We start from the raw sequence: 5,156 nt of genomic DNA, 5'->3' as shown, positions 1-5,156 counted from the left end.
CGTCGTCTTCGACAAGCTGGTGCAGGTCCTGGTGCTCGGGGCGGCCTACGAGAAGATCGCCGACACCACCTGTTCGGCCACCACCATCCGCAACCGCCGCGAGGAGTGGAGCGAAGCAGGGATTCTCACCGCCCTGGAGCAGATCTGCCTCGAGGCCTACGACAAGATGATCGGGTTGCAGCTGGAGGACCTCGCCGTGGACGGGTGCATCACCCAAGCTCCCTGCGGCGGCGAGGCCGCCGGCAGATCCCCGGTCGACCGCGGGAAGCAGGGCACCAAACGCTCCGTGCTCGTCGACGGTACCGGCCTGCCCCTGGGTGTGGTAGTCGCTGCGGCCAACCGCCACGACTCTCCTCTGCTGCGCCCCACGATGGAAACGCTGTCCCGGTTCGGCTTTGAGCTGCCCGAACGGATAACGGTGCACCTCGACGCCGGCTACGACTCCAAGGCCACCCGTGCGTTGCTCGAGGAGCTGGGCTGCAATGGTGAGATCGCTACCAAGGGCATCCCCGCACCGATCCAGAACACCGCCCGCTGGGTGGTGGAACGCACCAACTCCTGGCACAACCGAGGGTTCAAGAAGCTGGCCGTCTGCACCGAGAAACGCATCCGGGTGATCGAGGCCTTCATCGGACTGGCCAACGCCATCATCATCACCGGCAGGCTGCTCCGCGAGGGGTGGACCCATCACCGCTGGGGCACACGACCGGCCCGACAACCATGACCTATCTGCGGAACCTCATACCCTCTGCACTGGTGAACCCGGCTACGGAGGCCGGGCTCACCAATGAGTCTACTCGGCCGCGGACGAGGCGTAGCTCATCGAGGAATGTCCGCCTGGGTGGCTTCCTTATGGAGCTTCCGCGCGTCCTCCGGTGTCAGGAATCGCTGCTCCTTTAGCTCACGCACGTTGTCTTTCACCGCTTTCACGTAGGATCCGTGGGTGGGATAGAGGGCGCTGACGGTTTCATCGTCGAACGGGCGTTCATATCCGGCTATGAAGCAAAAGGAGGCACCCGTGGCGGTTCCGTACCAAGTGCTGGTCGGTACATCGAGGTAAGGAGAGCGAAGTCCCCCCTGCACGTTGCCAAATTCGTCGAGCACGGCGGCACCATTCTCGACCAAGATCGGTTCTGCGCGTGGCGGTGCAACGCCATCCTGAACCCAAAGGTCGAGATTCTTCAAAGCAGCATTGAAGAAGATGGAACTCGGAAAACGACTGCGGGGCCCCTCGTTGCAACTCATCGGAGGAACTGTTCGCCCGGCTGCCACGATGTCCTCGGAAGCGGCCGAGAAGTACAGCTCGTCCGGGGTGGCATGACCTGCGCCGGCCATTTCGTAGTGACGGTACTGGTCCCCAGTTGCGTCGCTGTCGGGCCTGCGCGAGCCGATGCCGCGCAGATAGTCCGACTGAGACATGAGCCGCATGATCGGCACACCGACGTCCTTGAACTGGCGGCGCGGATCCTCGGGGCCCGGTGCGCTCTCGCACTGGTTCATCGGATAGGCCCCGGCAAAGGCGCCGCCTGCAACACCAACGATGTAGCCGTCGTAGATCGGTGCTCCGTCGGACTCGACGACGTGGGGTTGAACGCCGTTGATGTAGTTGGCCAGGTAGCCGCCGGTCTGGGAGTAGCCGAAGCCGTAAGCCCTCTCCACTAGGGTTGATTCTCCGCCATATGCCAGCGGATTCGAGGGCGCATCACTCTTCAGCCAGGCTCCGACCTGGCTGTAAATATCCCATACCAACCCGTTCTCGGTGGTCCGAGAACTGTCTGCGGCGACCGCCGTACAATTTTGAGGATCATCCAGTGGGAGTGGGTTCGCGAAAGACAGGGAGCCGTATCGTTCGGCATCAAAGTTCTTGAGGGCCTCGACCGAGATCGGCTTTGCAGTGATCCCCACCCACGCGTCCCCGTTGCTCACGATCTGCTCGCGTGCCATGGCCCATCCGATGTTGAGATCAAACAGGTTCGATGGATTGAGCATCTCCACCACGACATTGCCGCTGAAGTGCTCGTCTTTGGCGGGCTTCCGCACGAGAACCCGTGTCGTGTAAGGCGCATCTGCTGTGCGTACGATGGCAGGCCCCGGAGCCGGCCAGCTGTAGACGTTGGCGTTGCCGCTGGCGAGGTATTCCTCTTCCACATACCCCTGCCTGGACAGGTCCTCGGGAATGAGCTGGTGGTCTGCTGCCCCGAAGGGGTGGGAGTCCTCCGTGGCGGGAAGAAGCGTTGTTTCCGGTATCGGCGTCACTCGCTGAACCGCTGGCCTAGAGGTTTTTTGCCCCCCCTTTCTCGGGAATTCATCGGCTTCCGCATGGGCCGGAAGCATCCCCGCCCCCACCACTCCCACTACAAGTGATAATGACAGCGCCAGAGAGGCGCCAGTGAACTTTTGCACGAATACTCCTTTAGTATTGTCCAGTTCCAGTTCCAATATCTAACAAAGCGGGACTGCTAGGACCGGCTATGCACACTGGAGGGTGTCCGCCGAGGCGAGGCACACCTGATGGACATGTGTACGAGACTTCTTCCTGAGTCTGAGTGGCGAGGTTCCGTTTGGTGGATCACGCCTCACCGGTGGTTCGTAGCCGCGGTGACTCAAAAGCCCTAGAGAAGGCAGCTGGGCTGGTAGACGGGGTCGGCCGGCTTTCCGGCGGGCTGGGCCAGTGCGTGAACAACCAGTCGGTGGACGACCGGGTCGTTGGGAGCCTGGTCGTGCTCAATGAGGTCCAGAGGGCACTTGTCCTGGATGGTGATGTTGGTGACCTTCTTGGTCGGTCCGGACAGGAACTGGCTCTGGTACGGGGTGACCACTTCGTCATACTTCGTAGCGATGACCGTGTAGGCCGGACCGGGTACCGTGTCACCGATCGAATTGAGCTCGGCCATGAAAGAAGATCCAGCTTGTTGGTCGGCGCAGGCCTGGCAGGTGGGGTTGCTGGTGTCCTCGGTCGCGGGCATGAAATCCGGCGGCGGCACGATCAGACCTTGGGTGCCGTGGTTGGAGGGGGCGATACCGATCAGGTGGTTGACGTTCTTCGCGCCGTTGAGGAAACCCATGTAGTAGCGGGGCATCATCCCGCCTTGGCTGTGACCGACCAAGTCGACCTTCTTGGCGCCTGTCGCGGCGAGCACTGCGTCGACGAACGGCGCAAGCTCCTTAGCCGACTCGGCGACGGGGCCGGTGGCGTCGAGGCCGTTGGTCTCCCCGTAATTGAGTGCGAAGACGCAATATCCCTGATTCTTGAGGCGCGGGGACAAAGTGGACCAGTTCTTGGCCATGCTTTCAAAAGTTCCCGGCACGAGGACCACAGGATACGGATGGTCCTCGGAGGGCTGGCAGGACCAGTCGTTAGCGCCCGGGGGCGAGATGTCGACGGTGCTCGCGTGAGCGGCAGGTGCAGAAAAGGTTAGGACACACAGCATGACCATTGTTGCTAGGAAACTGGGCTTTCTCGCCTTTGACATGAACATACCTTTCTCTCGCACCCGTCGAGCACGACGGACAACATGGAGGACGACGCTGCCGGGAAGCCTGACGGAAAGTGACCCGAATCACGGTCATTGGTGAATGTTAGAGGCGCCTGGGCGCGGACATGGCGGCCAGCACGGACGTGCAGTCCCGCACCATCGGGCTGATCGAAAAGTGCACGCCGCTCCCACACCGGGTAAGCCATCGCCCTGATGCCGATACGGCAGGAGCGGCATAACGCGGGCCTGTGGGCTCGTTCGGCACAGCCGGTGACAGGGTGCCTGCTGGTCAGGACCGTGCACGGCGTCGCCGGAAGAGTGCAGCCCTCAGCGTCCGGCGAGGTGGCGCACCAGGGTCCGAGCCGTGCGATCGTCGATGACCAGGTCGGTAACCACGCCCGCTCGCAGCGCCCCGACGAGGCCGGGGACCTTGTGGTCGCCGGCGACCACACACAGCCGCCGCGGGATCCGCCGCAGTTCGTGCGGCGCAGGACCGGAGGCGCGGCGGTTGAGGTCGAGGTCGGCGTAGGTCCCGTCCTCGCGCAGGAAGACCGTGCACACGTCCCCGACCACCCGGTGGGTCGCGAACTCCCGAAAGGCGTCCTTGGTGAGATAGCCGCCGCTGTAGACCTCGGACAGCGCCGGGCCACGGAAGGCGCCCACGCTAAAAACGGCTAAATCGGCGGTGTCGCGCACCGCGAGCACCCGGCGCACCGAGGACTCCTGCCACATCAGGGTGCGGGTCTCCTCGTTGTCGAAGAACGCCGGGGCGGGGAACGGCATTAGGGAGGCCTCAAACGCCGTGGCCATCTGGGAAAACAGTCCGGGCGACTGCCCCATCTGCGGCAAACGGGCGCTCACTGCGCCATTCATCTGCACCACCATTGTGTCCCGGGTGCGCTTGGACTGCAGGTGGGCAGCTACCGCCGAGGTCGTGGTGCCCCAGGCCACCCCCAAGGTCATCTCGTCCCCGAACCAGTCGCCGATCAGCACCGCCGCGGAACGGGCCGCGGCCTCCAACCGCTTCGCGTCGGAGGCAGACGGGGAGGTCCCGGCCACGTGCACCGTAACGCCGAAAGCGTCGTGCAATGTCCGTGAGAGCTCACTGCGCGAATCCAAGGGAGGCGACAGGCTGATCCGCACGATGCCCCGCTCCCGGGCCGCCTGCAGCATCCGCGAGACCGTCGAGCGGGAGACGCCGAACCGGTCCGCCACCGCCTCCATCGTCGCTCCCTGCACGTAGTACAGCTCCGCCACGCGGTAAAGCTCCGCATCATCATGCACGGCCGACTCCCTGTGTCGCACATTCGCTCACAGAGGTTGAGCATACTCTCACCAGGACCCAGGGTGTGACAGAGAGCACAACAGGTTCCCAACCGTACTTAGAGATTCCGCAGATAGGCGTGGTCGGACGCCGAGATGAGGACAGGCACGAGGCCTGGTAGACACGGATTTGTTGAGAATCATCGCGTCTGTCAGGAGCACTCGTGCCTGCTGTTCCATCGTGCATCATTGAGCCCATCTGGGACCAGTTCTCCGCTCTGATCTCTCCGGTGGTCGACGGCCACCTTTTGGGCTGTCACCGACCCCGGCTGCCGGACCGCGTCGTCTTCGACAAGCTGGTGCAGGTCCTGGTGCTCGGGGCGGCCTACGAGAAGATCGCCGACACCACCTGTTCGG

General features: G+C 63.3%; 4 protein-coding genes and 1 pseudogene. 2 read left to right on the top strand and 3 right to left on the bottom strand.

What is annotated here, in order from left to right; all coding sequences use genetic code 11:
• On the top strand, positions 1–724 hold a 724-nt coding region (locus BJF77_RS00880; protein WP_083664903.1), incomplete at its 5' end, for an IS5 family transposase.
• Positions 725–819: 95 nt separating this feature from the next.
• On the opposite strand, the gene BJF77_RS19805 is transcribed toward BJF77_RS00880, so the two are convergent.
• The 3 genes from BJF77_RS19805 to BJF77_RS00865 form a co-directional block, all read right to left on the bottom strand.
• Entirely contained in the window at positions 820–2,403 is a 1,584-nt protein-coding gene (locus BJF77_RS19805) for an alpha/beta hydrolase domain-containing protein (protein WP_139318371.1), read from the bottom strand.
• A 209-nt stretch (positions 2,404–2,612) separates the two neighbouring features.
• On the bottom strand, positions 2,613–3,431 hold the full coding sequence (locus BJF77_RS00870) for a triacylglycerol lipase (protein ID WP_307725514.1): 819 nt from the start codon (positions 3,429–3,431) through the stop codon (positions 2,613–2,615).
• Between the two features lie 372 nt (positions 3,432–3,803).
• Complete coding sequence (locus tag BJF77_RS00865) at positions 3,804–4,760, bottom strand: sugar-binding transcriptional regulator (RefSeq protein ID WP_062735545.1); 957 nt, start codon at positions 4,758–4,760, stop codon at positions 3,804–3,806.
• Positions 4,761–4,963: 203 nt separating this feature from the next.
• Between BJF77_RS00865 and BJF77_RS00860 the strand changes: the two are divergent.
• Positions 4,964–5,156 (top strand): annotated as a pseudogene (locus BJF77_RS00860) (IS5/IS1182 family transposase); the annotation flags it as partial.

It is taken from the genome of Kocuria sp. CNJ-770 (genome assembly GCF_001942375.1).
GTDB classification, from domain to species: Bacteria; Actinomycetota; Actinomycetes; order Actinomycetales; family Micrococcaceae; genus Kocuria; species Kocuria oceani.
Note: the sequence above shows the minus strand (reverse complement) of the source record. Positions and strands in the feature narration are given on the sequence as shown.

Bases quoted from the DNA above. Each gene is read 5' to 3' on its own strand.
- BJF77_RS00870 (WP_307725514.1), bottom strand. From the start codon at position 3,431: ATGCTGTGTGTCCTAACCTTTTCTGCACCTGCCGCTCACGCGAGCACC.